Source organism: Streptomyces sp. NBC_01017, assembly GCF_045162795.1.
GTDB lineage: Bacteria > Actinomycetota > Actinomycetes > Streptomycetales > Streptomycetaceae > Streptomyces > Streptomyces machairae.
The window spans coordinates 3,763,656-3,787,077 of the sequence record NZ_CP108683.1 but is presented as its reverse complement, the minus strand read 5'-3'; the positions used below and the strand labels follow the sequence as shown (position 1 = coordinate 3,787,077).

The 23,422-nt window shown below is 70.8% G+C and carries 18 protein-coding genes; 12 read left to right on the top strand and 6 right to left on the bottom strand.

Translation table 11 applies throughout. The features are described 5' to 3' along the window. Positions 1-15 precede the first annotated feature (15 nt). Entirely contained in the window at positions 16-2,271 is a 2,256-nt protein-coding gene (glgX, locus tag OG331_RS17115; protein WP_406197022.1) for a glycogen debranching protein GlgX, read from the bottom strand. Between the two features lie 175 nt (positions 2,272-2,446). Here glgX and OG331_RS17110 point away from each other — a divergent pair, with 175 nt between their 5' ends. Both OG331_RS17110 and OG331_RS17105 read left to right on the top strand, forming a co-directional pair. Beyond that, positions 2,447-3,688 (top strand): Ig-like domain-containing protein, encoded by a 1,242-nt coding sequence (locus OG331_RS17110; protein ID WP_406197019.1) that lies wholly within the window; start codon positions 2,447-2,449, stop codon positions 3,686-3,688. Positions 3,689-3,858: 170 nt separating this feature from the next. After that, positions 3,859-5,100, top strand: a complete 1,242-nt coding sequence (locus OG331_RS17105; RefSeq protein ID WP_406197016.1) for an Ig-like domain-containing protein — start codon at positions 3,859-3,861, stop codon at positions 5,098-5,100. Positions 5,101-5,391: 291 nt separating this feature from the next. On the opposite strand, the gene OG331_RS17100 is transcribed toward OG331_RS17105, so the two are convergent. Continuing rightward, positions 5,392-6,606, bottom strand: a complete 1,215-nt coding sequence (locus OG331_RS17100; protein WP_406209625.1) for an IS110 family transposase — start codon at positions 6,604-6,606, stop codon at positions 5,392-5,394. 605 nt (positions 6,607-7,211) lie between these two features. Between OG331_RS17100 and OG331_RS17095 the strand changes: the two genes are divergently transcribed. The 4 genes from OG331_RS17095 to OG331_RS17080 all read left to right on the top strand — a co-directional run bounded on the left by OG331_RS17095 (position 7,212) and on the right by OG331_RS17080 (position 10,879). Beyond that, the gene (locus tag OG331_RS17095) at positions 7,212-7,979 is read left to right on the top strand and encodes an enoyl-CoA hydratase-related protein (RefSeq protein ID WP_362384403.1); all 768 of its coding nucleotides are present in this window, start codon (positions 7,212-7,214) and stop codon (positions 7,977-7,979) included. 295 nt (positions 7,980-8,274) lie between these two features. After that, positions 8,275-8,778 (top strand): ATP-binding protein, encoded by a 504-nt coding sequence (locus tag OG331_RS17090; protein WP_406197012.1) that lies wholly within the window; start codon positions 8,275-8,277, stop codon positions 8,776-8,778. Positions 8,779-8,967: 189 nt separating this feature from the next. Beyond that, positions 8,968-10,155, top strand: coding sequence for a YncE family protein (locus OG331_RS17085; RefSeq protein ID WP_406197009.1), 1,188 nt, complete (start codon positions 8,968-8,970; stop codon positions 10,153-10,155). Positions 10,156-10,246: 91 nt separating this feature from the next. Continuing rightward, positions 10,247-10,879: an ADP-ribosyltransferase gene (locus tag OG331_RS17080; protein ID WP_406197005.1), complete on the top strand. Its 633-nt coding sequence runs from the start codon at positions 10,247-10,249 to the stop codon at positions 10,877-10,879. Positions 10,880-10,882: 3 nt separating this feature from the next. Here the strand turns inward: OG331_RS17080 and OG331_RS17075 are convergent, their stop codons facing one another. Beyond that, complete coding sequence (locus OG331_RS17075) at positions 10,883-11,518, bottom strand: GNAT family N-acetyltransferase (protein WP_406197002.1); 636 nt, start codon at positions 11,516-11,518, stop codon at positions 10,883-10,885. Positions 11,519-11,681: 163 nt separating this feature from the next. On the opposite strand from OG331_RS17075, the gene OG331_RS17070 reads away from it, so the two are divergent. Then, positions 11,682-11,900, top strand: a complete 219-nt coding sequence (locus OG331_RS17070) for an EF-hand domain-containing protein (protein ID WP_328879202.1) — start codon at positions 11,682-11,684, stop codon at positions 11,898-11,900. 72 nt (positions 11,901-11,972) lie between these two features. Here OG331_RS17070 and OG331_RS17065 read toward each other — a convergent pair whose 3' ends face one another. Genes OG331_RS17065 through OG331_RS17055 form a run of 3 tightly spaced genes read right to left on the bottom strand, consistent with a single transcriptional unit; the run spans position 11,973 to position 15,990 of the window. After that, positions 11,973-12,530, bottom strand: a complete 558-nt coding sequence (locus tag OG331_RS17065; RefSeq protein WP_328423224.1) for a glycoside hydrolase family 25 protein — start codon at positions 12,528-12,530, stop codon at positions 11,973-11,975. A gap of 14 nt (positions 12,531-12,544) precedes the next feature. Then, positions 12,545-13,810: an McrC family protein gene (locus OG331_RS17060; RefSeq protein ID WP_406196998.1), complete on the bottom strand. Its 1,266-nt coding sequence runs from the start codon at positions 13,808-13,810 to the stop codon at positions 12,545-12,547. Then, on the bottom strand, positions 13,807-15,990 hold the full coding sequence (locus tag OG331_RS17055; protein WP_406196995.1) for an McrB family protein: 2,184 nt from the start codon (positions 15,988-15,990) through the stop codon (positions 13,807-13,809). Before OG331_RS17055 ends, OG331_RS17060 begins: the two co-directional genes overlap by 4 nt. A gap of 433 nt (positions 15,991-16,423) precedes the next feature. Between OG331_RS17055 and OG331_RS17050 the strand changes: the two genes are divergently transcribed. From OG331_RS17050 to OG331_RS17030, 5 genes are all read left to right on the top strand, one after another. Continuing rightward, a complete protein-coding gene (locus OG331_RS17050) occupies positions 16,424-17,146 on the top strand; it encodes a Crp/Fnr family transcriptional regulator (protein ID WP_406196992.1) in 723 nt (240 codons plus the stop codon). Positions 17,147-17,389: 243 nt separating this feature from the next. Next, a complete protein-coding gene (locus tag OG331_RS17045) occupies positions 17,390-18,316 on the top strand; it encodes a hypothetical protein (protein ID WP_406196989.1) in 927 nt (308 codons plus the stop codon). A 5-nt stretch (positions 18,317-18,321) separates the two neighbouring features. Then, entirely contained in the window at positions 18,322-21,075 is a 2,754-nt protein-coding gene (locus OG331_RS17040) for a hypothetical protein (RefSeq protein WP_406196986.1), read from the top strand. Then, on the top strand, positions 21,068-22,768 hold the full coding sequence (locus OG331_RS17035; protein WP_406196984.1) for a hypothetical protein: 1,701 nt from the start codon (positions 21,068-21,070) through the stop codon (positions 22,766-22,768). The genes OG331_RS17040 and OG331_RS17035 overlap by 8 nt, the downstream gene beginning before the upstream one ends. Continuing rightward, positions 22,765-23,316: a Pycsar system effector family protein gene (locus tag OG331_RS17030; protein ID WP_406196981.1), complete on the top strand. Its 552-nt coding sequence runs from the start codon at positions 22,765-22,767 to the stop codon at positions 23,314-23,316. The genes OG331_RS17035 and OG331_RS17030 overlap by 4 nt, the downstream gene beginning before the upstream one ends. Positions 23,317-23,422 lie beyond the last annotated feature (106 nt).

The following is a 23,422-nucleotide window of genomic DNA, read 5'->3' as shown; positions in this document are numbered from 1 at the left end:
CAGCAAACCGCTCAGTCAGTCGAGCACCCGCAGCAGCAGCACGGCCCGCGCCGGCACCGTGATCGCCGCCCCCGCCCGGTGCTCCACCCCCGGCGCCTCCCCCTGCTCCTCCCGTGAGGTGTCGACGACGACCTCGTACCGCTGCGCCCACGGCGGCCCCGGCAGGACGAACGTCACCGGACGGTCGCCGGCGTGCAGGACGGCCAGGAAGCTGTCGTCGAGGATCGGTGCGCCACGGTCGTCGCGGCCCGGGATGTCCCGGCCGGAGAGGTACATGCCCAGCGTGGCGGCGGGGGCGTACCAGTCCCGTTCCGTCATCTCCGAGCCGCGCAGGGTGAACCAGGCCAGGTCCCGCAGGCCGTCGGCCGAATGGGCCCGCCCGGAGAAGAAGGCGCGGCGGCGCAGCACGGGATGCCGGTGGCGGAGCTCGATCAGCCGGGCCGTCAGGTCGAACAGGGCCTTCCAGCCCGGGTCCTCCAGCAGACCCCAGTCCAGCCAGCTGATCTCGTTGTCCTGGCAGTAGGCGTTGTTGTTGCCCCGCTGCGTCCGCCCCAGCTCGTCGCCCGCGACCAGCATCGGCACGCCCGTCGACAGCAGCAGGGTGGTCAGCAGGTTCCGCAACTGCCGGCGCCGCAGCGCCCGTACGCGTTCGTCGTCCGTCTCGCCCTCGGCCCCGCAGTTCCAGGACCGGTTGTCGTTCGAGCCGTCCCGGTTGCCCTCCCCGTTCGCCTCGTTGTGCTTGCGCTCGTAGGACACCATGTCCCGTAGCGTGAATCCGTCGTGCGCCGTCACGAAGTTGACCGAGGCGTACGGCCGCCGTCCGCCCCACGCGTACAGGTCGCTCGACCCCGACAGCCGGTACCCCAGGTCCCGTACGTCCGGCAGCGCGCCCCGCCAGAAGTCCCGCACGGCATTGCGGTACCGGTCGTTCCACTCCGTCCACAGCGGTGGGAACGCGCCCACCTGGTAGCCGCCCGAGCCCACGTCCCACGGCTCGGCGATCAGCTTCACCCGCCGCAGTACCGGATCCTGCGCGATCACGGCGAGGAACGGCGAGAGCATGTCGACGTCGTGCATGGAACGGGCCAGCGCCGCCGCCAGGTCGAAACGGAAGCCGTCCACGCCCATCTCGGTCACCCAGTAGCGCAGCGAGTCGGTGATGAGGCGGAGCACGTGCGGCTGCACGACGTGCAGCGTGTTGCCGCAGCCCGTGTAGTCGGCGTACCTGCGCGCGTCCGACTGCAACCGGTAGTACCCCCGGTTGTCGATGCCCTTCAGCGACAGCATCGGGCCCAGCTCGCCCGCCTCCGCGGTGTGGTTGTAGACCACGTCGAGGATGACCTCGATCCCGGCCGCGTGCAGCGCATGCACCATCGCCTTGAACTCGCCGACCTGCTGACCGGTCGTACCGGACGCGGCATAGCCCGCGTGGGGGGCGAAGTAGCCGATGGAGTTGTAGCCCCAGTAGTTGCGCAGCCCCTTGCGCAGCAGATGGTCCTCGTGCGCGAACTGGTGCACCGGCAGTAGCTCCACCGCCGTCACACCCAGCTTCACCAGGTGCTCGATCGCCGCCGGATGCGCGAGCCCGGCGTACGTGCCCCGCAGCTCCTGCGGTATCCCCGGATGCAGCTCGGTGAAGCCCCGTACATGCACCTCGTAGATCACCGAGTCCGCCCACGGCGTCTTCGGCCGGCGGTCGTCCATCCACTCGTCGTCGGGGGCGTCGTCGTGGACGACGACACCCTTCGGGACGTACGGCGCCGAGTCCCGGTCGTCGCGCACGGTGTCGGCGACATGCTGCTGGGGCCAGTCGCGGACATGCCCGTACACCTCGGGCGGCAGACTGAAGTCGCCGTCCACCGCGCGCGCGTACGGGTCGAGAAGGAGCTTCGCCGGGTTCCAGCGGCCCCCGGTCCACGGGTCCCAGCGGCCGTGCACCCGGTAGCCGTAGCGCTGGCCCGGCATGACACCCGGCACGAAGCCGTGCCAGATCTCGTGCGTCAGCTCGGTGAGCCGGGCCCGGGTCTCCTTGCCCTGCGCGTCGAACAGACACAGCTCGACGGCCTCCGCGCCCCCCGCCCACAGCGCGAAGTTGGTGCCCGCCACCCCGTCCGGGCCGACCCGGAAGCGAGCGCCGAGCGGCATCGGCGCGCCCGGCCACACCGGCACGGCAGGGGTCTTGCGCTGCGCCCCGTTCACGACGGCGGCCGGGCGCCCCTCCTCAGCGGCGACCGCCCCGGCCACCGCCTCCTGCTCGGCTGCGCTCGACACCTGTCGGCCTCCCACGGCTCATGGACCACACGCACACGCACACACACGCACAGGGAAAGAGAGCCCACGGTGTCCCGGTCCGCGGCTCCCCATCGCGTCGTCCTCCCCACTGTTCTGCCCACCGCCGGGCTCGCACTCACGTTTCCCCAGGGCCACCCCGGTCGTTGGGGTCTTCGTGAGGCACGTACAAGGGCGCGCGCGGCGCGCGAGGGCCGTGTTGGCCGCCGTACTGACATGGGCAGGACTGCTGGCCGGTGCTGCCGGCTGTACTTCGGACGGCGGTGGCACGGACCGGACGCTGGGCAAACCCCGGGCACCCGAGGACGTCATCCGGGTCACGCCCGACGACGAGTCCAAGAGCGCCCGCCCCGACGACCCGCTGCTGGTCCGCGTGCTCAGCGGACGCCTGGAGTCGGTGAAGGTCGTCAAGTCCCAGGACGCCCAGGACACCCCGGTGCCCGGGCACATCTCCGCGGACGGCCGGCGCTGGGAGCCCGAGGACCCCGCGCTCGCGCTGGCCGCCAAGTACACGATCGACGCGGTGGCCGTCGACGGCCACGGACGCCGCAGCGCACGGCACACGACCTTCACCACGTACGTCCCCGAGGAGCGGTTCATCGGATACGTCGCCCCGGAGAACCGCTCCACGGTCGGCACCGGAATGATCGTCTCCCTGGACTTCAACCGCGAGATCGTCAACCGCGCCGCCGTCGAACGCGCCATCCAGGTCACCGCCGAACCCGACGTGGAGATCCGCCCGCACTGGTTCGGCCCGGGCCGCCTCGACTTCCGCCCCGAGCACTACTGGAAGCCCGGCACCCAGGTCACCGTCGCGCTGCGGCTGCGGGACGTCGAAGGGGCGCCCGGGGTGTACGGGCAGCAGTACAAGACGTTCTCCTTCACCGTCGGCCGCCACCAGGTCTCCGTCGTCGACGCGGCCAAGCACACCATGGAGGTCCGGCGCGACGGCGAGCTCCTGACGACCGTGCCGATCACGGCCGGCGCTCCGAAGAACACCACCTACAACGGCAAGATGGTGGTCACCGAGATGCTGGAACTGACCCGTATGAACGGCGCCACGGTCGGCTTCAAGAAGGCCGACGGCAAGGGCGAGTACGACATCCCGGACGTCCCGCACGCCATGCGCCTGACCAACTCGGGCACCTTCCTGCACGGCAACTACTGGGCGGACGCCTCCATCTTCGGACGGAGCAATGTCAGCCACGGATGCGTGGGGCTCAGGGACGTCAAGGGCGGCGGCTCGGAGACGCCGGCGGGCTGGTTCTTCGACCGCAGCCTGGTCGGGGACGTCGTCGAGGTCGTCCGCAGCAATGACAAAAAGGTCGCTCCGGACAATGGCCTCGGAGGATGGAATATGGGCTGGAAGGAGTGGAAGACGGGGAGTGCGGTGAAGTAACAGGACAGGGGGGTGGGTTGGCCGCCCGGCCGACCGTCCGTCGATGTTGGAACGGAACGGTGACAAACGCGCGGCGTCGGCGCCCTGGCCTTGTGGTTAATATGCGCCGATGCGCGTGGCAAATGCGCGGGCGCGCGGGCCTGACCAGGCCCGGGGGAGGGGAGAAGGACTTGAACGTGCGGCCGATATCGGGGGCGTCGGTTGACGCGCGCGGGAGGCGTGGGCGCAAGGGGCTGACGGCGATGGCCGGAGTGCTGCTGCTCGCCGTCACCGCGTGCGGCGGGGGCGGCGGATCGGACTCCGGGGCCGGTGACGGCAAGGGCGGCGACTCCGCCACGGCGGAGGCCAAGAAGTCCCGTGCCGTCGTGACCATAGCTCCGGGGGACGGCGCCAAGTCCGTCGAGACCAGCGGGGCGCTGAAGGTGACCGCGGCCAAGGGCAGGCTGACGGACGTCGAGGTCAAGGACACCAAGGGCAACGCGATAGCCGGGAAGATATCCGGCGACGGCGCCACCTGGACGCCGTCCACGCACCTCGCCGCCGCCACGAAGTACACCGTGCATGCGGTCGCCAAGGACTCCGACGGCCAGGAGGCCGCCAAGGAGGCCGACTTCACCACCCTGACACCGAAGAACACCTTCCTCGGCCGGTTCACCCCCGAGGACGGATCCAAGGTCGGTGTCGGAATGCCGTTCTCGATCCGCTTCGACCGGGGCATCACCAGCCCCGAGGACGTCGAGAAGGCCATCACCATCAAGACCGAGCCGGCCGTCGAGGTCGAGGGCCACTGGTTCGGCAACGACCGCCTCGACTTCCGGCCCGAGAAGTACTGGAAGGCCGGCACGAAGGTCACGGTCGACCTCAACCTCGACGGCGTCGAGGGCCGCGACGGCGTCTACGGCGAGCAGGACAAGAAGGTCACCTTCACCATCGGCCGCAACCAGGTCTCGGTCGTCGACGCCAAGGCCAAGAAGATGAAGGTCATGCAGGACGGCAAGGTCGTGAAGACCATCCCCGTCACCACCGGGGCGCCCGGGTACGAGACCTGGAACGGCCAGATGGTCATGACCGAGAAGTTCGTCCAGACCCGCATGAACGGCGACACGGTCGGCTACGAGGGCGAGTACGACATCAAGGACGTGCCGCACGCCATCCGCCTGACCGATTCCGGCACCTTCATCCACGGCAACTACTGGGCCGGCGGCGCTTTCGGCAACACCAACGCCAGCCACGGCTGCGTCGGCCTGCGCGACGTCAAGGGCGCGTGGAGCAAGGACACCCCGGCGGCGTGGTTCTACAACCACTCGATGATCGGCGACGTGGTGGTCGTGAAGAACTCCGCGGACGGGACGGTGGCCCCGGAGAACGGCCTCAACGGCTGGAACATGTCGTGGGAGAAGTGGAAGGCGTAGTGCCCAATTGAACGGCGTGCGGCCCTGGTGTGAGGTACGGCACCGGGGCCGCACGCGTTGGTCCCCGTGCCGTCCGTGCTGTGCCTGCCTGGGGGGGTGCCCCTATCTGTTTCGTCAACCCTGGCGGGGTTGACTTGTAGGGGTTCGTGATGGTTTTCGGGAACGTTCCGCGAAGCGGGACGTTCCCGGTGAATCGGGTGCGGTGCGGGCAGCCTGGTGGCCGCCTGGCAGGGGTGGACGTGCCGGTGGCGGGGTGGAGCGGGCTGGAACAGGTAGGGGGTGGTGCGGGTGTCAGGCGGCGAGACCTAGGGTGCGGGGTTCGTAGAGGGTGCCGGTGCGGATCATCGCGTGGATGACGTTCACGCGTTGCCTGGCCAGTCGCAGGATCGCCTGTGTATGGGTCTTGTTGCGGGCGCGTTGGCGGTCGTAGTAGATCCGCGAGGACGGATCGGACTTGCAGCCGATCGCGGCGAACGCGGCCTGGAACAAGGCGCGTTTGAGGAGCCGGTTGCCGCGGTGGGGTGCGTGCTCGCCGCGGATGGAGGTGCCCGAGGACTTGGTGGCGGGGGCGAGTCCGGCGTAGGAGGCGAGGTGTCCGGCGGTGGGGAAGCCGGTGCCGTCACCGATCGCGACGATCACGGCAGCGGTGGTCCTGACGCCCATGCCGGGCAGCGACGTCAGGAGGTGGAAAAGAGGGAGGGCCTCCAGCAGGGCGGCGATCTCCCGCTCGGTGGCCTGCCGCCGGCTGTGGGCGGCGGCGAGCTGGGCGGCCAGGCCGGGCACGATCAGCGCGGACGTCTCGGTGCCCGGGACGATCAGGGTCTGCTCGGCCAGTGCCTCGAAGATCTCCTCGGTCAGGTGCTTGGCCTTGCGCGAGCCATGCGCGGTGAGTAGGGCCTGGCAGCGGGCCCGGCCCAGCTTCCTGATCTTCGCGGGGGAGCCGTGCCGGGTCAGGAGGGCCTGGACATATGGGTAGGCCAGGCGCTTGCCCAGGACGCGTTCCAGGGAGGGGTGGATCTGGGAGATCAGGCCGCGCAGCCGGTTGGTGGTGCGGTTGACCTCGCCGGCCAGGTCGTTGTCGTAGCCGGTGAGCATGGTCAGCGCGGCCAGCGTCTCGTCGTCGCGGTCGATCGCGCGCAGGGTGTGCGGCAGGGTGCGGGCGGTGTCGGCGATGACGAACGCGTCGCGGGCATCGGTCTTGGCCTCGCCGGGATACAGGTCGGCAGCCCGCCGCATCGAGAGTCCGGGCAGGTAGGCCACCCGGCAGCCCGCCGCGCGGGCCGCGGTGATCGGCAGGGCACCGATATTGGCGACCTGGTCGACCACGACCAGAACGGTGCCGAACTTCGCCACCAACTTGGTGAACAGCTCGATCAGCTTCGGCTCGGTATTCGGCAGCCGCTTGTCGTGGACGGTCTTGCCCTGCTCGGTCAGACCATGGGCGTGGTGGAACTCCTTGCCCAGGTCCAGACCGAGGAACAGACGTATATCGACGGTGTCGACCATGCTCACGTGCCCCCAGATCCTTCTACGCGTACTCGATGTGCAGTTCCTGGCCGTCCCTGCGGCACCACACGCCGGCAACCACGTTACGCAGACATGCCACCCGGCAAGCGGCCCGGCGTTGCACCGGACCCGGGCGGTCGTCAGGCCCCTCATCAGCGGTCAAGCGGTGCCCCGAAGCCCGGCGGCAACACCCCCCAGGTCATCACCTCGACAGGGGGCAAACAGCCATACCGGACCCGGGGGCCAGGCGCCCCGTTGCAGGGCCATGAGAAAGGTAACGGGGCAACCCCCAGACCCCCGGCCGAGTGTGATCGACCGCACCCGAGCCGCAGCCGTTAGTCCCCGTGCTGTGCTTGCCTGGGGGGCAACCCCCAGACCCCCGGCCGAGTGTGATCGACCGCACCCGAGCCGCAGCCGTTAGTCCCCGTGCTGTGCTTGCCTGGGGGGGCAACCCCCAGACCCCCGGCCGAGTGTGATCGACCGCACCCGAGCCGCAACCGTTAGTCCCCGTGCTGTGCTTGCCTGGGGGGCAACCCCCAGACCCCCGGCCGAGTGTGATCGACCGCACCCGAGCCGCAACCGTTAGTCCCCGTTAACCTGCTGGCATGACCGTGAATCTCGAAGTCGCCGAAGGCGTCGGCACCCTCCGTCTCGACCGCCCGCCGATGAACGCGCTGGACGTCGCCACCCAGGACCGGCTCAAGGAGCTCGCCGAGGAGGCGGGCCGTCGTGATGACGTACGGGCCGTGGTGATCTACGGCGGGGAGAAGGTGTTCGCGGCGGGCGCGGACATCAAGGAGATGCAGGCCATGGACCATGCGGCGATGGTCCTGCGCGCCCGGGCCCTGCAGGAGTCGTTCACCGCGGTGGCCCGGATCCCGAAGCCGGTGGTCGCGGCGGTGACGGGCTACGCGCTCGGCGGTGGCTGCGAGTTGGCGCTGTGCGCGGACTTCCGGATCGCCGGGGACAACGCCAAGCTGGGCCAGCCGGAGATCCTGCTCGGTCTGATCCCGGGCGCCGGCGGCACCCAGCGGCTGGCCCGGCTGATCGGCCCGTCGAAGGCGAAGGACCTGATCTTCACCGGCCGTATGGTGAAGGCTGACGAGGCGCGGGACTTGGGCCTCGTGGACCGCGTGGTGGCGCCGGACCAGGTCTACGCCGAGGCGCACGCCTGGGCGGCGAAGCTGGCTCAGGGGCCGGCGATCGCGCTGCGTGCCGCGAAGGAGTCGATCGACACGGGCCTGGAGACGGACATCGAGACGGGCCTTGCGGTGGAACGGGGCTGGTTCGCGGGCCTGTTCGCCACGGAGGACCGGGAGCGGGGTATGCGGAGCTTCGTGGAGGAAGGGCCGGGCAAGGCCAAGTTCCTCTGAACGTCGGGAAATCCGGGTCTGAAACTCCCCCGAAGCACTTGCAATTGACAGGACGTCTGATCCGGGTCCCTCGATGGGGCGGTTTATGGCAGCTTTAAGGCAGCCTTAAGCGTGCCTTGTCGAGGGAGCCTGTCGATTGCCTCCAGCCGACCCTTCGTCGCAGCTCAGCTGGGCTGCGGATGGCTCCGAACTGCCTCCGTCATATGCCAACCGGGTCCCGCGGAATGACCGCTTCCGGGGGATGTATTCCTCCGGAACGGCCCCGGAGGGCCCCGCGGGCGGCCATGATGGGGGCATGGCGGGGCTGGATGGTATCGAACAGCCGCGGGGACACAGCCGTGCGACCGCGGCGCGCTGGTCGCCGGCGGTCGAGGACGAAACTGCTGCGAAGGCGCTTGAGCTGTTCGGCAATCCCACGGAGGCGGAGGTTCCGCTCCCCTCCCGCCCGGAATCGGCCGCCACGGCGCGACGACTGACACAGGTGGTGGTCCTGCGTCAGTGGGGCCTGACCCCGAAGATGACGGAGGACGCGGTCCTGCTCGTCTCGGAACTGGTCGGCAACGCCGTCCGCCACACCGGCGCCCGCGTCTTCGGCCTCCGCATGCGCCGCCGCCGCGGCTGGATCCGCATCGAGGTCCGCGACCCGTCCCGGGGGCTGCCCTGTCTTATGCCGGTCCAGGAGATGGACATCAGCGGCCGGGGCCTGTTCCTGGTCGACAAACTCTCCGACCGCTGGGGCGTGGACCTGCTGCCGCGCGGCAAGACGACGTGGTTCGAGATGCGGGTGGCGGACCGCTGACGGTTGCCTCCGGCGGTTCAGCCGGGTGCGGCGGCGCGGTCCCCTGCCCGTCCGGCGTTTGAGGCGGAATCAACTGGTCGACGGCGACCCGCGTAACCCCGGCATTGGGTAAATAACACGTTTTCCCACCCAGTGCTCATTAAATAGTCGCAGTCGCCGCCCTCCCAGCCACCCCCGGAAGACCTGCCGATGAACCTCACCCACCGCACCCTCCTCGCCGGCATCGGCCTCCTGGCCCTCGCTGCCTGCGGCACGGAGTCCCCCAAGGACAAGAGCCGCCCCTCCACGGACCCCCGCCACGGCACCCAGGCCGCCATCCCCGCCCCGGCGAAGAAGGACACCGTCCAGGGACTGCCCGGCATGCCCCCCGTACTCGACCCGAAGGACGTGTACGCCGCCGACCGCCCCAACAAGCTCTCCCCCGTCGTCAAGGACTTCCCGTCCCGCGTCTACGTCCCGAACACCGAGTCCGACACCGTCTCCGTCATCGACCCGAAGACGTACGAGATCGTCGAGACCATCCCCGTGGGCCGCCAGCCCCAGCACGTCGTCCCGTCCTGGGACCTGAAGACCCTCTGGGTCAACAACAACCGAGGCCACACCCTCACCCCCATCGACCCGAAGACCGGCAAGGCGGGCAAGGAGGTCGAGGTCCACGACCCGTACAACCTCTACTTCACGCCCAACGGCAAGTACGCCATCGTCATGGCCTCCCTCGACCGCGAACTCGTCTTCCGCGACCCGCACACCATGAAGCGGCTCAGGACCGAGCCGGTCACCTGTTACGGCGTCAACCACGCCGACTTCTCCCTGGACGGGCGGTACTTCATCGTGTCCTGCGAGTTCAGCGGTGAGTTGCTGAAGGTCGACACCGAGAAGATGAAGGTCGTCGGACAGCAGAAACTGCCCTTCGACGGGGCCATGCCGCAGGACGTCAAGGTCTCACCGGACGGCAAGCGGTTCTACATCGCCGACATGATGGCCCACGGCATGTGGGTCCTGGACGGCGACAAGTTCACCGAACCCACCCTCCTGCCCACCGGCAAGGGCTGCCACGGCCTCTACATCAGCCGCGACTCCCGCGAGATGTACGTCTCCAACCGCGGCGAGGGCACCGTCTCCGTCTTCGACTTCACCAAGAACGAGATCACCAAGAAGTGGCACCTCCCCGACGGCGGCAGCCCCGACATGGGCGGCGTCTCCGCGGACGGCAAGGTGCTGTGGCTGTCGGGGCGTTACGACTCCGAGGTGTACGCCATCGACACCCGCACCGGCGAACAGCTCGCCCGCGTCTCCGTCGGCAGCGGCCCGCACGGCCTCGCCGTCTACCCGCAGCCGGGCCGCTACTCCCTCGGCCACACGGGCGTCTTCCGCTGACGGACGGCCAGTTGACCGGCGTTCAGCGGACACGCCGCCGTACGGGTGACGATCCACGGCCCGCCGTCACCGGCCCGGGATCGTGCTTCCCATGATCTCAACTCGCCTGCGGCGGCGGGCCGCTGCCGCCGTCCTGTCCCTCTCGGCCGTCCTCGCCACCACCGCCGCCACGGCTCCCGAGTCCCCCGCACCGGCTCGCGCGGCCGCCGTCAGGGTCGCCGCCCCTGCCCCGGCCGCCGCCTGTCCCGTCCAGTACGACGACCCGATCCAGGCCGCCGCCGACCGCCGCGTCGACGTCGACCGGATCACCCCCGAACCGGCCTGGCGCACCGGCTGCGGCACCCTCTACCGCGCCGACGGCCGCGGCCCGGACATCGTCTTCGAGGAGGGCTTCCGGCCCAGGGACGTCATCGACGGCCAGTACGACCTGGAGCAGTACGTCCTGGTCAACCAGGCCTCCCCGTACGTCTCCACGACCTACGACCACGACCTCTACAAGACTTGGTGGAAGTCGGGCTGGAACTACTACATCGACGCCCCCGGCGGCATCGACGTCAACAAGACCATCGGCGACACCCACAAATGGGCCGACCAGGTGGAGGTCGCCTTCCCCGGCGGCATCGACCGGAAGTACGTCATCGGTGCCTGTCCGGTGGACAAGACCACCAAGGTCGAGATCATGAGCGACTGCCGGAGCAACCCGCACTTCGAGGCCTGGCACTGACGCCTACCAGGCGTGCAGCAGCAGCTCCGCGCCGACCGGCCGGTAGCCGGCCGCCTGGAACGCCCGCACACTGCGGGCGTTCCCCGGCGCGACCTGCGCCCACAGCGGCTCCGTGACGACATGCCGGGCCGCGCTCACCAGCAGTCGCCCCAGCCCCCGGTGCCGTACGCCCTCGTCCACCTCGACCGAGACCTCCAGGCGGCCCGCGACCCCGCGCCCCGTCACCAGCACGCCGCCCTCCACCGCCCACGCGCGTACGTCGTCCCGCCGGCGTCGGGCGTAGCCGACGCGGGGGTGCTCGGCGTCCTCGATCTCCTTCAGCGCGATCGGCGGCTCACCCGGCAGCGGGGAGCCGACCAGAACCGCGTCGATGGTCTCCGACGCGCGCCCCGTCCGCTCCACGAGCGCCGCCAGGAAGCGCGGGTTCATCGGCGCGGCCAGCGCGTCGCAGCCGACGTGGCGCAGTGCGGCGTACACCCAATCCGGATCCTCGTCCGTGAACACGACGGAGTGCGCCGTGAAGGCGAGGACGCCCGCGTTCCGGGCCGAGGGCTGGGGCACGACCGTCGTACGGCCGTCCTCGGGCGGGAAGACACCCCGCGCCACCGCCTCCAGAATTTCCTGCAAGGTCTCCGCCACGGCCGCCCCGTCCTGCCCCTTGACCGGCCCGCATCGGCGCACGTATGGAGCTCGCCTGGTGGTCGCCGCGCTGGAGGCGCGGGCGGGCGGTTAATCTGACCTGCGGCAGCATGCCAGCACAACACGACAGACGCGAGCAAAACGCGAGTAAAGGGGCGGACCGGTGGCGCACATCGACATCGAGGAAGCACGCAAGCAGTTCGAGCGCATCGATGCGGACGGGGACGGCACCATCACCGCCGCCGAGTTCAAGTCCGCCCTCGCTCAGGGCGGCGACTGGAACGTGACCGAGGCGGTCGCCGAGGCGATCATCAAGAGCCGCGACCTCAACGGCGACAAGCTGCTGTCGTTCGACGAGTTCTGGTCCCACCTGAACAAGTGACGTGTGGGAGGGGTGCCCTCCGCCCGAGCGGCGGAGGGCACCCCTTCGCCATGTCCGCCGCCGGAACCGCCGTCAGGCGTTCTCGGCCCACTCGCGCAGAGCCGCCTTGCTCGCGAAGTTCGCGACGTTCTTGTCCAGCGGGTTGTCCGTGTACTGGTGGAAGCGCCACTTGGCCTGGATGCGGGGCTTGCCCGCGGTGACGTAGTCGGCGATCCAGAGGCCGTCTCCGGCATAGGACGTGGTGTCCACATTGAGCCAGTAATTGCGATTACAGTACAGAACGACCGGATTGTTAGGTCGCTTCTCCTTCACCTTCCTGATGAACAGGTCCTTCTCCGCGTTGCTCGCATGCGTCCCCTCGCTCGTCGTCTCCCAGTCGACGGCGAGGATGTCGCCCGCCTTCTCGGGGGCCTTGCTGACGAAGTAGTCGGCCTGGGCGGAGAGGTTGCCGGGCCACAGGAAGTGGTAGAAGCCGACGACCAGGCCGGCGTCGCGGGCGCGTTTGGTCTGGGCGGTGAGTTTGGGGTTGATGTAGGAGCGGCCCTCCGTCGCCTTGATGAAGACGAAGGAGAGGCCGTCCGTGTCGTAGGACGAGGACTGGTACGCGCTTACATCGATGCCGCGGAGCATGGGGGGAGGCTCCTTCAAGTGTCAGTGTCAGTGGGGGGATGGGAGTTGGAATTGGTGTATGCCCCTCCTTCGTGGGGGCAGAACATCGCTATTCGTGTCGCCAGCTCCGTGACCGTGCTGAGGAGGTCCGCGGGGGGTTGGGCCAGGTCGACGGCGTGGGTCGTGACCGTGATGCCGGCTCGGCGGATGGTGTGGTGGGTGGGGGCGCTCGGGGAGTCCTGGGATGCGGCCGCGTACACCAGGTGGCCCTGGTGGAGGCCGAGTGCCGTGCAGTAGGCGAGCAGTTGGAACATGTGCTCCGTGCGGGGCGTGGTGTCGAGGTGGGCGTACTTCGCGTCCACGACCGAGACCGGGCGGCCGGAGCGGTACAGCACCAGGTCCGGCCGGAAGCGCACCTGCCCGGCCTCGTCGAGGCGGTGGTGGCCCTCCTGGGCGGCGCATCTGATGCCCTGGGGGGAGAGGGCCGCGCGCAGTGTGTCCTCCAGGAACCGCTCGAAGACCTTCGGCATGTCGAGCAGGAAGCCGTCCACCGTCACGGTCGCCTCGCCGTCCGGGCGTACGGAACGTGCCGACAGCAGCAGCTCCGCCAGGCGCAGTGCGTGTCGGTAGCGGGAGTTGAGGCGGGTCGGTGTCCAGCGCGGCAGGGGTGCGCCGGGCGGCATGTGCTGGACGCCGCTGAGGTGGTCGGCGAGGTGGCGCAGGGTGAGGGTGGTGGGGACGGGGACGCCCGGGAGCCGGGCGGCGAGGTGCAGGGCGGCGAGCAGGATGCGGTTCTCGGCGATGTCCGGGGTGTGGTCGTCGTAGCGGACCGCGACGGGGAGCGGCATGCCCACGCGGCGCAGTTGGTCGGCGGTGCGGATCCGGCCGCGCAGCAGGGGCAGTTCCTCCTCGACCGTGCGGTAGCCGTGCAGCACTCCGGCGTCCAGGGTGCGGCGTGCGGTGCGGGCGAGCAGGTCCGTCAGGGCCGGCAGCAGGTCGTTCGAGGCGGCGGCCGTGACGTCGTCCGGGTGCCAGGGGTCGGTGGGGGAGTAGGTGAGCAGGAACAGCAGGTCGTGGACGGCCAGTTTGGGGCGGAGGTGGACTCGGATCGCCTCGCCGGCCGGGGTGCGCAGCCGGATGAGGCCCACTTTCTGGTTGCCGGTCAGCCGCCATCGGCCGCCCGCCGCCGGGGTCAGCCGCAGCAGTCCCGGCACGCTCAGGAGGCCGGCGATCTGGTCGGCGGTCAGGTCCCGGACGGTGCCGGGGCCGGTCTCCCGTACCTCCAGGCTCAGTTGGGTCACGAGTCGAGTGCCGTGTGCAGGGAGTCGAGACCGTACTCCTTCGCCACGTCGACTCCCGTGCCGTACAGCTGGTCCTCCAGCAGGGGCAGGATCTGGGTGCGCCAGACGAGGTCCAGCACCTCGGGCCGGTCCACGCCCCGTCTCATCAGGTACGACGGTCCGATGGCACGGTCGGCGTCGCCCAGTCGCGCGTTGAGTTCGTCCAGCAGCCGGGCGGGGGTGCCGGGGAGGCCGCGGTCGCGTAGCCAGCGGTCCAGGAGGCCGTGGACCGGCGGTTGTTCGGGGGAGAGCCGGCGGAAGGCGAAGCGGCGTCGCATGGCGGCGTCGACGAGCGCGATCGAGCGGTCGGCGGTGTTCATCGTGCCGATGAGGAAGAGGTTGCCCGGCAGGTGGAAGGGGTCGTGCGGGCTGTACTGGGTGGTGACCGGCTCCTCGCGGTACTCCAGCAGGAAGTACAGCTCGCCGAAGACCTTGGCCAGGTTGGCCCGGTTGATCTCGTCGATGATCAGGATGTACGGGTTCGCCGGGTCCTTGGCGGCACGCTCGGCGAGCAGCCTGAACGGCCCCGGCAGGACGTCGAACACCACCGAGCCGTCCTCGCCCCGCACGGGCCGGAACCCCTCGAAGAAGTCCTCGTAGGTGTAGGAGGGGTGGAACTGCACGAGTTCCACCCGGTCGGGGCCGGCCAGGTGCCGGGCGAGGGCGCGGGCGAGGTAGGTCTTGCCGGTGCCGGGCGGGCCGTGCAGGACGAGCTGGCCCTGGTCGTGGAGCTGTTCGGCCGTCTCCCGCAGCCAGTCGAGCGGCATCAGCAGCCGCGTCGCGAGTCCCTCGGTGACGGGCGGCAGTTCGAGCGGCTTGGTGACGTCGACGTCGACGAGTTCCTCGGCCACGACGTCCTCCAGGCCCGCGCGTTCCGCCAGCTCGGCGGCCACGCTGCTGATGTCGTACACCGTCGGCGGCAGCGGGAGGCGGGCCTGCACCGTCCCGGGCAGCTCCGCGCGGTTGAGGGGCCGTCCGGCCGTCGCCCAACTCACGTGCCGGCGGCGGGCGTTGTCGAGGCCGTCCGAGGGGTCGTACGTCGCCGGGCCCTGGACCGTGCCGACGTGGACCTCGTCGGGGGTGACGGTGACCACGAGGTCGCCGGGCTGCATCACGGTGAGGAAGACGTGCAGCTGGTACGCGGCTTGGCCGCGCATCTGGGTGCTGGCCTCCGGCATGGCGTCGGCGACCGCGCGCTGGACCTCCTGCTTGGTGGAGTCGGCGGGGATCTCCGGTACCTCCCGCCAGGACACCGAGCAGTAACCGTGCTCGATCCAGGCCGGGATGAAGTTGCGTCCGTCGACGTTGTAGCCGCGCACGAGCCAGCCGCGCTGGTCGTGCTCGACGGTGCCTGCGCGCCATCGGCGGACCCAGGGCTCGTCGTAGAAGTCGACGTGTTCGCCGGTCTGTTCCTCCAGTGTCCTGCGCAGTTCCAGCAGGTCGCGGTCGTCGTCGCCGGACGGTTGCGGGAGCTCGTCAGCGAACGCCTTGACGATCTCCTGCTTGTGGTAGGCGCTGGCGATCGGCTGGAAGGTTGCCGGGAAGAGCGTGTACAGCAGGACGTGGATCTGGGCGCGGCCCTTCTTGTGTCCCACCGACCGCTGCACGTCGAGGCACTCGTCCCGCAGGGCCCACGGGTCGTTCAGCAGTGCCTCCCGCTCGGGCAGGGGCCTCGCGGCGATCCGCTCCACCAGCAGGACCAGGATCTGGAACTGCGCCCACCGGTAGTTCAGAAAGCCCTGTCCGCCGTGCAGGAAGCCTGTCAGCGCGGTCTCCAGATCGACGTCGATCGTCGCCGCATCCAGGTCGGCCCAGGACAGGACCTCGTCGAGGATCTGGAGCTTCTTCCTGATGCCGATCTGCTCGGGCACCAGCGGGGCCATGTTCACGAACAGCAGCTCGGCCGCGAGGGCGATCGTCGCCGCTGGCGCGCCGTCGAGCTGGCGCCGCAGCTTGACGAGGAACGTGTCCGACGACGAGTCCGGCTGGTCCACGAAGCGGGCCCGCAGGTCGGAGGCGGTCGCCGCGGTCCACGACTCCAGGTCCCGCGCGATGGCCGACTGCCCGCTCAGCAGCCCGCCCCGGAAGATCCGCTGTACCACCGCCACAACCCCGGCGGCGCTCTCCGGCCGTCCCGCCATGCCGCTCACCCCCTCGTGCTCGAAGTGTCCAGCCTAGAAGGGCTTTTGGGTGGGCGTCCCGGGATCGGCCGACTCACCGTCCGCTCACATTGCCCTCACCTCGCCACCAAGGCATCCACGCCACAAACCCGAGTTTGCGCCAACTCCTCCTCAGTAGGCCGATTATCGGCCTCCGGGGCCGACGGTCGTTCGTGCGCCGGGGTTGACCTCAAGGTCGTTCTCAAAGGCGCAGACAGGGGGCGCACGCTCTGTGATGTGCGCCCCCTGAGTGGGGTGCGACGGGGATGTCGAGGACAGGGTGATCTACCTGGCATTCCTCAAGTACCGGTCAGTACCCCCGGTGTGGCGCAATTCACTCGACCCGGAACATCGCTCTGCCAGCATCTACACCCATCGAAAATCCAGGCGTCCGGAATGCGGCGGGGGACCGGCCATGGGACTGCTCGGCAATGAGCTGGCATTCGCTCACGCACTGACTGCCCAGGAGCGCGAGAGCGTCATGGCCCTCGGCAGCCGGAAGCGTTTCCCGGCCGACGCCCACCTCCTCACGGAGGGCGACCGGTCCAGTCATGTCGTGATCATCATGCGGGGGTGGGTGACGGTGTCCGTGGTGACGGACCGTGGGGCCACCCGGCTGATACTCGGCCTGCGCGGCCCGGGTGAACTCCTCGGGGAGATGGCCGCGTTGGACCCGCATCCCCGCAGCGCCACCGTGCGCGCGCTGGGCCCCATAGAGGCCCAGGTCATATCCGGGGATGCGTTTCGTCGTTTCCTCGCCCTGCATCCCAGGGTTAGCGGCCTGGTGATACGTCAGCTCACCTTCCGCCTCCGCAGCGCCGACCAGGAGCGGTCCGCGCTCGCCTCGCTCACCGTGCTCCAGCGCCTGGCCAGCCGGCTCATCGAACTCTCGGGAGCCGAACCCGCCGGCCCGTACACCCCTTCCGGAGCGGGTCCTTCGAGTGACCCCTCCGCCTCCGGCCCCGTCGTGCACCTCGCCCAGGACGAGCTGGCCGCCACGATCGGGGCCACCCGGGAAGCCGTCGCCAAGGCCCTGCGCCTCCTGCGCACGCAGAACATCGTCCGCACCGGCAACCGCATGGTCGAGATCCTCGACCCCGCACTGCTGGCCCTTCTCGCGGACGGTCATCAGGAGTAAACCCGCGCCCCGCCGTGTGTAAACGGCTACAGACGCCACTCCTCCCCGGCCCGACGCTGAAGGGACGGAGCGTTTCTCCGGCAGGACGGACCACGCCTTCGCCAGGACGAACCACTTGCCCGGCGGGACGAAGGACCTCTTCGCCGGGACGAACGACCTCTCTTCGGCACGACGAACCACCTCCCTTCGGCACCACGAACCACTTCTTCGGCACGACGAACCACTCTTCGGCAAGGACGGAACATGCAGGGGGCACGGGTGAACCACGACGCTCTGGACATCACCGAAGCGCACTACGAGTTGGTGATCAGCGTCGACGCCAGACGTTCCGGCGCCTACGACGACGTCGACAAGGTGCGGATGCGCGAGCGCATCTACCGCGTGCTGGAGACGGCGTTCGCCCACGCCAAAGTGGCGCGGGACGCCGTACACCTGGAGGACCGCGGCGACGGGGTGCTGCTGTCGGTGCCGGGGCGGATCGCGGCGAGCCGGCTGCTCGGCCTGTGGCTGATCGAGGTGCACGAGAAGCTGCGGGACGAGAACCGTGGCCTGGCCGTGCCCCTCGGGCTGCGCATCGGCATGCATGTCGGTCCCGTACGGCACGACGGCCGGGGCATCAGCGGACGCGCCGTCGACCTCGCCTGCAGGCTGGCCGACTCCACCGTCGCCCGCCGGCTGCTCGACGCCGAGAAGGCCGACCTGGTGCTGGTGACGTCCCAGTCCCTGTACGACGACGTGGTCGGCGCCGGCGGCAAGTTCATCGAGCCCGCGCACTACTCGCCGGCCCGGCTGGAGCTGAAGGAGGGCGAGGTCACCGCCTGGTTCCATCTGCCCGGGCGGACCGCTCCGGTGATCCCGGAGCCCGACCCTGCACCGCCGTCGCCATCGCCGTCGCCGTCGCCTTCGCCGTCCCCTTCACCGTCGTCGTCCGCTGCCGCCGGCGGCCCCCTGCACGCCGTCAACGGTGACGAGTCCGACGACGCCGAGGAGTTCGACGACAACGACGAGTTCGAGGTCGTGGGCGACGGCATGGCCGGTCATCGGCCCGGTGGCGTCGGCATTCATTACAACGTCATCGGCGACATGTCCCATCACCACGACAACGAGTACCAGGGCAACGTGCACATCGGCCGGAACACCGGCCGCGACGCCGAGCAGGGGAGGGGCTGAGCCGAGTGAGCGACGACGAGCAGGCGGGCGGCGCGGCCGACGACGCCCCCGAGAAGCCGGCCGGTGGCCGGTCGTCCGACGCCGACGACAAGAAGGCCGACGACAAGAGGTCCGGCGACCGGAAGGCCGGGGACCGGAAGGCCGGCGACAAGAAGGCCGGCGACGACAAGAAGCAGGCCAGGGACGACAAGTCCCGGGACGACGAGGGCGAGGACGACGACGAGAAGTCCGCCGAGGACGAGGCGGAGGACGAGGAGGACGAGCGGGAGAAGGAACGGGAGCGCGCCGCCGGGCGGTTCAAGGCGTACACCCGCGATCCCCTCGCCGAGGACCAGGGCGAGGACGGGCCCACCGACCTCGCCGCCGCCGCCCGCACCCGCCGGGCCACCCGGCTGCTGTTCGACGTCGGCCGGGACCTGCACCGCTTCGACCGCTCGTACTTCAACAACGCCCACATCGGCGACATCAACCTGCGGCTCGGCGCCCGCCGGTTCGGCGCGGGCATGCGCAGCGGACCCGTGCCCGAGGACGAACTGCGCAGGCTCCGCCGGGCCCACGTCGAACCCGAGGGGTACGTCCGGCTGCGCACCGCGCTCCGCGCCCGGCGGCTGCTGGTGCTCGGTGCCGCGCCCGGTACCGGACGTACCAGTACGGCGCTCTCGCTCCTCGACGAGGTCACCACCTCGGCGGCGAACGGCACCGGCACCGGCCCGGACGCGGAGCCCCCGGCCGGCTCCCGGGTGCTCAGGGTCGATCCGGACGGCGGGGTACGGCAGTTGGCCGCGTCGCTGGACGAGTCGCGGGGCGGTGAGGGCGAGGAGGCGCGGGCCGGCGTCGGGTATCTGCTGGAGCTGTCCCTCACCCGGCCCGGAGCACTGCCCCCGGACGAGATGGACCTCGACGAGCTCGCCGCCGCCCTGGCCCGCTGCGAGGCCTTCGCGGTGATCGTCGTGACGGTCGGGTCGGCGGCGAATCCGCTGCTCGCCGGGCGGTACGGCATGATCTGCCCGCCCGCGCCGACCGAGGAACTCCTCGCCACCCGGCTGCGCGAGCGGCTGGAGGAGCACGCCGCCGGAGCCGGGGAGGACGACACCGCGCCCGCCGACCTGCTGGCCCGCGCCGAGCGGGTCGCGGACCGGGAGGAGGTCAGGAACGCCGTCGGACTGAAGGATCTGCGGCCCGCCGAGGCCGAGGTCTTCGCATCGCTGCTGGCCGGGCACGTGCTGGGGGATGTCTCCCGAGACGCGCTGCTGGACGGGTGCCGGAGCCTGGCCGCCGTACAGGCCCAGGAGTGGTTCGCCGGAGTGGACCGGGCGCTGACGGCCCGGCCGGCCGAGGCGGAGCGCGGGGACCGGAACCCGGGACGGTCGGGTACGGCGACGCTGTTCCACCCGGTGGCGTTCCGGATCGCGCTCGCCGTACTCGGCGGGGCCTCGCACAGTGCCGTTGCCGCCGCCGCGCACCTGCTGACCTGGGAACTGTCCGTGCAGTCGGACCCGGACAGCACCCCGGCCCGCCCGCTGTTCTGCGACGACCCGGAAGCCGACCGGGCGCTCTCGCGTGCCGAACTCACCGAAGGCAAGGTCGAGGTGGACGGGCACGAGGTGCCGGCCCGGCTGATCTGGTACCGGGGATCCGCCCTGCCGTCCGCGGTGCTCACCGAGTTGTGGGACCGGCACTTCCCGGTCCGGGCGCCGGTGGTGCGCTGGCTGCGGCAGCTGGCGGACGACCCGCGCGACCAGGTGTGGATGCGCGCCGCGGTCGCCGCCGGAGAGCTGTGCGTACGGGACTTCGACCACGGCTACACGGAACTGATCCGCCCCCTCGCCGAGGCGACCACGAACCGCCGGCTGATCTTCGCGGCCACCACGCTGGACCAGGCGGCCGGCCACGCCTCGCACCGCAAGGCCGTGCACCGGCTGATCGGCGACTGGAGCAAGAAGGGCACCCCGTCGCAGCGCTGGAGCGCGGCCTGGGCGCTGGGGTACGGCAACGCCGCGGCCACCATGGACGACACCCTGGACGCCCTGGCCCGCATCGGGGTCCGTGACGAGGGGGAACTGGTCACCGTCGCCTCCCACAACGTCGTACGGCTGCTGGTGCTGCCGGACGCCGCCGAGGTGCTGGCGCGGATGGCCGAGTGGACCCACCACAAGCGCGAGCCGTACCAGGACCTGGGGCTCGCGGCGACCGTCCGGCTGGCGCTGACGACGGTGGACGAGCTGCTGATGGACCCCGACTCCCTGGGGGACGACAGCGATTCCCCCTGGGCGGACCGCGGGGACTGGCCGGTCGCGCTCGCCCTCGCCGCCATCCGGCCCGAACTCGTCGAGCCGATGGCCGACTTGATGTGGACCGCGCTGAACACGGCGCGGTCGAAGGACGTGGCGATGGACGCGCTGGAGGAACTGCTGCGGTCGGCCGTGCGCAAGGACGGCACCGAGTGGACCCGGCCGGGGCTGGCGGAGCTGCTGCCCGCGCTGGCGACCGAGGAGCACGACCGGCGGCGGCTGGACTGGCTGCTGCGCCGAATGATGAGCGACCCGGAGAAGCCGCTCCCCGACGCGGACGCACGCGACCTGTGGTGGCTCGCCGTCGCGCCGGAAGAGCGGGCGAGGCAGGACGGGCCGCGCCAGGACCGGCGGCGTCATGAGTGGCCGGGTCCGCACCGGCCGCATCCGGACAGGCCGCGTCAGGAGCGGCCGCGTCAGGACCGGCCGCGCCGGGAGAGGACCCGCGAGGAGGAGAGGCATGGCTGAGAACGAGGACGAGGCGCTCGACGGGGACGAGGCGGTCGGCGCCGACCCCGCGGGGCCCGCGGGTCCGTTCCTTCGGGACTTCAACACGCTGACGGACGGGTTCCCCAAGGTGAGTCCCCGGTCGGCGCTGGTGCAGTTCTACCGGAACGGCGGCTACACGGTGAAGAGGGCCTCCGGGGTCCAGCATGTCGACAGGCCGGTGCTGGCCCGGACGCACAGCATGTGCGAGATCGCGCTCGGCACCTATGTGACACCGCTCCAGATGGAGCTCCCGGCCGCCGGCGGCACCACCTTCTTCAAGGCCGAGGTGGACATCCAGTGGGCCGTCACCGACCCGCACCTGGCCGCCCTGGAGGTCGTCACCGACGTCGCCAACCGGCTCACCTCCCCGGTGCTGGAACGGCTGCGTGAGGTCACCACCACCTACCGGGTGACCGAGGCCGAACAGGCCAACCGCGCCATCACACGCGAGTGCGCGGGCGGCCGCTGGGCCGACCTGGGCTCCGAACTCGGTCTGCGGGTACGGCTGTACGTCCGGCTGCGGGTGGACGACCGGACCATCGAGCACGCCGACGAGGAACGGGACGCGCACGCCCAGGCCAAGGTGATCCGGCTGCGGCAGGAGTCGTACCGGCGCATGTTGCAGGGCGGGGAGCTGGAACAGCTCAGCTTCATGCTCGCGGCCGACCCCGAGGGGGCCAAGGACTTCCTGGAGAAGATCCGCCAGGAGGGCAGGCAGGACGAGAAGGACCGGGTCGCCCGGCTCTTCGCCATGGCATCCCGCGGCGAACTCGCCACCGTGGACGTGGAGACGCAGGTCCTGAACCTCCTCAACCAGGGCGACGGACGGCCCATGGTGGGTCCCATCGGGACGGTGCCCGCTCGTCGGCCCCGGGAGCTGGAGGCGTCCTCCGGCCGTCCGTTCAACCCGGACTGGGCCTCGGACGAGCCGCCCAGACGGCGCCCCCAGCGGGCGGAGCCCTCCCGGGGCGAGCCCGACCGGCGGTCCGACGGACGGGGCGCCGACCGGCGGGGGCCGGACCGGCGAGACCCCGACCGGACGGAGCCGTACCGGGGAGGGGAGGGCGACTACGACGCCGACTACGACGCCGAGTACGCCACACCGGGCACCCGCAGCCGGCGCGCGAGCCAACGGCCGGCCCCGTACCCGGACGACGACCCCGTTCACGACGACGGGCGCGCCCCGGGCCGGCGCCGGACGCACCGGCCCGACCCCTACCCGGACGACGACCGCGACCACGAGGACCGGCGCGTCCCCGCCCGGCGTCCGACCTACCGTCCGGAGCCCTACTCCCCGCGCGACGACGCCGATTACGACGACCCGCGCTCCCGCACGCCCCGGCAGACCTACCGTCCGGAGCCCTACTCCCCGCGCGACGAGGCCGATTACGACGATCCGCGTGTCCCTGCCCGGCAGCGGACCCACCGGCCCGAGCCGTACCCGGGGGCGGACCCCCAGGACGACGACCCGCGCTCCCGCACGCCCCGGCAGACCTACCGGCCGGAGCCCTACTACCCGCAGGACGAACCCGAATACGACGACCCGCGCACCCGGGCCGACCGGCGCCCGACCCACCGGCCCGAGCTCTACCCGGTGGACGACGACCGGGAGCCGCCGCGCCGCCGCCGTGCCGAGGACGACGGCTGGTCCTGGGCGGAAGAGGACCGATGAGCGCCGACGGGGCGGCACGCACCTCCCCCGACCCGGTCGTGCCCGTGCCGGACGGGGGTCGGCACCACCACGACCGGGCGGGGGAGCGCATCGCGGAACGGCTGCTGAACTCCGCCCGGGAGGACCTCGGCCGGGCCGACTCCAAGGCGGCCGTGCTGCTCTCGGGGACGCTCGCGCTGCCCGCGTTCCTGGTCGGCTGGCACGGCACCCCGAGGTGGGACGGGTTCGCCGACGTGACGCTGATCCTCTCCGGGGTGCTCTGGGCCGTCGCGGTGTCCGCGCTGGTCGGGGCGCTGATGCCGCGCACCGGCACGGTCCGCGGCCGGGACGAGGTGACGTACTTCGGCGATCTGGTGGCCGCCCGCGACCTGGCGGAGCTGTCCGCCCGGGTCGCCGAGGCCGGGCGCGATCCGGCCGCGTGGCTGCTCGTCCAGGCCGTGGACGCCAGCTCGATCCTCACCGCCAAGTACCGCGCCATCCGCTGGGGAGTGGGCTCGCTCGCCCCCTCCGCGGCACTGGCCGTGGTCTGGGGGCTGACCGCGCGCTGACGCGACCGGCCGGCACAAGGCAAGCAACGCAAGCACCCGAGCAACGCAAGCACCCCAAGCAACCTACGCACGCAGAGCAGAGACTCTCCGAGAATCAGGGGACGGC

What these genes read in the sequence shown, in the direction of transcription:
- OG331_RS17050 (WP_406196992.1), top strand. Translation starts at nt 16,424, where the DNA reads ATGGGACTGCTCGGCAATGAGCTGGCATTCGCTCACGCACTGACTGCC.
- OG331_RS17065 (WP_328423224.1), bottom strand. Translation starts at nt 12,530, where the DNA reads ATGCTCCGCGGCATCGATGTAAGCGCGTACCAGTCCTCGTCCTACGAC.
- OG331_RS17080 (WP_406197005.1), top strand. Translation starts at nt 10,247, where the DNA reads ATGATCTCAACTCGCCTGCGGCGGCGGGCCGCTGCCGCCGTCCTGTCC.
- OG331_RS17085 (WP_406197009.1), top strand. Translation starts at nt 8,968, where the DNA reads ATGAACCTCACCCACCGCACCCTCCTCGCCGGCATCGGCCTCCTGGCC.
- OG331_RS17095 (WP_362384403.1), top strand. Translation starts at nt 7,212, where the DNA reads ATGACCGTGAATCTCGAAGTCGCCGAAGGCGTCGGCACCCTCCGTCTC.
- OG331_RS17055 (WP_406196995.1), bottom strand. Translation starts at nt 15,990, where the DNA reads ATGGCGGGACGGCCGGAGAGCGCCGCCGGGGTTGTGGCGGTGGTACAG.
- OG331_RS17035 (WP_406196984.1), top strand. Translation starts at nt 21,068, where the DNA reads ATGGCTGAGAACGAGGACGAGGCGCTCGACGGGGACGAGGCGGTCGGC.
- OG331_RS17030 (WP_406196981.1), top strand. Translation starts at nt 22,765, where the DNA reads ATGAGCGCCGACGGGGCGGCACGCACCTCCCCCGACCCGGTCGTGCCC.
- OG331_RS17100 (WP_406209625.1), bottom strand. Translation starts at nt 6,606, where the DNA reads ATGGTCGACACCGTCGATATACGTCTGTTCCTCGGTCTGGACCTGGGC.
- OG331_RS17045 (WP_406196989.1), top strand. Translation starts at nt 17,390, where the DNA reads ATGCAGGGGGCACGGGTGAACCACGACGCTCTGGACATCACCGAAGCG.
- OG331_RS17090 (WP_406197012.1), top strand. Translation starts at nt 8,275, where the DNA reads ATGGCGGGGCTGGATGGTATCGAACAGCCGCGGGGACACAGCCGTGCG.